Origin of the sequence: Rossellomorea yichunensis, from assembly GCF_032337515.1 — a bacterium.
Taxonomy (GTDB): Bacteria; Bacillota; Bacilli; order Bacillales; family Bacillaceae_B; genus Rossellomorea; species Rossellomorea yichunensis.
The window spans coordinates 1-3,029 of the sequence record NZ_JAVYAD010000020.1; the positions used below are offsets into that span (position 1 = coordinate 1).

Here is a 3,029-nt window from a genome sequence, read left to right on the forward strand (position 1 = left end):
TTGTTCTTTGAAAACTAGATAAAGATAAATTGATAGTCAAGAAATTACCGAGTATCGCCATTTTAGGTTTTAAACCTGATGTAACAACCAATTCGGTTAAGTTATGAAGGGCGCACGGTGGATGCCTTGGCACTAGGAGCCGACGAAGGACGGGACTAACACCGATATGCTTTGGGGAGCTGTAAGTGAGCTTTGATCCAGAGATTTCCGAATGGGGGAACCCATTGTTCGTAATGGAACAATATCCTTACTTGAATACATAGAGTATGGAAGGCAGACCCAGGGAACTGAAACATCTAAGTACCTGGAGGAAGAGAAAGCAATTGCGATTCCCTGAGTAGCGGCGAGCGAAACGGGATGTAGCCCAAACCAAGAGGCTTGCCTCTTGGGGTTGTAGGACACTCTATACGGAGTTACAAAGGAATGAAGTAGACGAAGAAGTCTGGAAAGGCTCGTCAAAGAAGGTAACAACCCTGTAGTTGAAACTTCATTCCCTCTTGAGTGGATCCTGAGTACGGCGGGACACGTGAAATCCCGTCGGAAGCTGGGAGGACCATCTCCCAAGGCTAAATACTCCCTAGTGACCGATAGTGAACCAGTACCGTGAGGGAAAGGTGAAAAGCACCCCGGAAGGGGAGTGAAATAGAACCTGAAACCGTGTGCCTACAAGTAGTCAGAGCCCGTTAACGGGTGATGGCGTGCCTTTTGTAGAATGAACCGGCGAGTTACGATCCCATGCAAGGTTAAGTCGATGAGACGGAGCCGCAGCGAAAGCGAGTCTGAATAGGGCGAATGAGTATGTGGTCGTAGACCCGAAACCAGGTGATCTACCCATGTCCAGGATGAAGTTCAGGTAACACTGAATGGAGGTCCGAACCCACGCACGTTGAAAAGTGCGGGGATGAGGTGTGGGTAGCGGAGAAATTCCAATCGAACTTGGAGATAGCTGGTTCTCTCCGAAATAGCTTTAGGGCTAGCCTCATGTGTAAGAGTCTTGGAGGTAGAGCACTGTTTGGACTAGGGGCCCTCATCGGGTTACCGAATTCAGACAAACTCCGAATGCCAAAGACTTATCCATGGGAGTCAGACTGCGAGTGATAAGATCCGTAGTCGAAAGGGAAACAGCCCAGACCACCAGCTAAGGTCCCAAAGTATACGTTAAGTGGAAAAGGATGTGGAGTTGCTTAGACAACCAGGATGTTGGCTTAGAAGCAGCCACCATTTAAAGAGTGCGTAATAGCTCACTGGTCGAGTGACTCTGCGCCGAAAATGTACCGGGGCTAAACGTATCACCGAAGCTGTGGATTGACACCTCTAGGTGTCAGTGGTAGGAGAGCGTTCTAAGGACTGCGAAGCTAGACCGTAAGGACTGGTGGAGTGCTTAGAAGTGAGAATGCCGGTATGAGTAGCGAAAGATGGGTGAGAATCCCATCCACCGAATGCCTAAGGTTTCCTGAGGAAGGCTCGTCCGCTCAGGGTTAGTCGGGACCTAAGTCGAGGCCGATAGGCGTAGACGATGGACAACAGGTTGATATTCCTGTACCACCTCTTTTCCGTTTGAGCAATGGGGGGACGCAGGAGGATAGGGTAAGCGCACTGCTGGATATGTGCGTCTAAGCAGTTAGGCTGATGATGAGGCAAATCCCATCATCGCATAAGGCTGAGCTGTGATAGCGAGCGAATTATAGTAGCGAAGTTCCTGATTCCACACTGCCAAGAAAAGCCTCTAGCGAGGAAAAAGGTGCCCGTACCGCAAACCGACACAGGTAGGCGAGGAGAGAATCCTAAGGTGAGCGAGAGAACTCTCGTTAAGGAACTCGGCAAAATGACCCCGTAACTTCGGGAGAAGGGGTGCTCTGGTAGGGTGCAAGCCCGAGAGAGCCGCAGTGAATAGGCCCAGGCGACTGTTTAGCAAAAACACAGGTCTCTGCGAAGCCGTAAGGCGAAGTATAGGGGCTGACGCCTGCCCGGTGCTGGAAGGTTAAGAGGAGTGCTTAGCGCAAGCGAAGGTGCGAATCGAAGCCCCAGTAAACGGCGGCCGTAACTATAACGGTCCTAAGGTAGCGAAATTCCTTGTCGGGTAAGTTCCGACCCGCACGAAAGGCGTAACGATCTGGGCACTGTCTCAACGAGAGACTCGGTGAAATTATAGTACCTGTGAAGATGCAGGTTACCCGCGACAGGACGGAAAGACCCCGTGGAGCTTTACTGTAGCCTGATATTGAATTTTGGTACAGCTTGTACAGGATAGGTAGGAGCCTTGGAAGCCGGAGCGCCAGCTTCGGTGGAGGCATCGGTGGGATACTACCCTGGCTGTATTGAAATTCTAACCCGCGCCCCTTATCGGGGTGGGAGACAGTGTCAGGTGGGCAGTTTGACTGGGGCGGTCGCCTCCTAAAGAGTAACGGAGGCGCCCAAAGGTTCCCTCAGAATGGTTGGAAATCATTCGCAGAGTGTAAAGGCACAAGGGAGCTTGACTGCGAGACCTACAAGTCGAGCAGGGACGAAAGTCGGGCTTAGTGATCCGGTGGTTCCGCATGGAAGGGCCATCGCTCAACGGATAAAAGCTACCCCGGGGATAACAGGCTTATCTCCCCCAAGAGTCCACATCGACGGGGAGGTTTGGCACCTCGATGTCGGCTCATCGCATCCTGGGGCTGTAGTCGGTCCCAAGGGTTGGGCTGTTCGCCCATTAAAGCGGTACGCGAGCTGGGTTCAGAACGTCGTGAGACAGTTCGGTCCCTATCCGTCGTGGGCGCAGGAAATTTGAGAGGAGCTGTCCTTAGTACGAGAGGACCGGGATGGACGCACCGCTGGTGTACCAGTTGTCTTGCCAAAGGCATCGCTGGGTAGCTATGTGCGGAAGGGATAAGTGCTGAAAGCATCTAAGCATGAAGCCCCCCTCGAGATGAGATTTCCCATCACGTAAGTGAGTAAGATCCCTAGAAGATGACTAGGTAGATAGGTCAGAGATGGAAGCATGGCGACATGTGGAGTTGACTGATACTAATCGATCGAGGACTTAACCA

1 rRNA gene is annotated in these 3,029 nt (G+C 51.8%); it reads left to right on the plus strand.

What is annotated here, in order from left to right:
- The first annotated feature begins 94 nt into the window (after positions 1-94).
- Positions 95-3,029 (plus strand): 23S ribosomal RNA (locus RSX31_RS23280).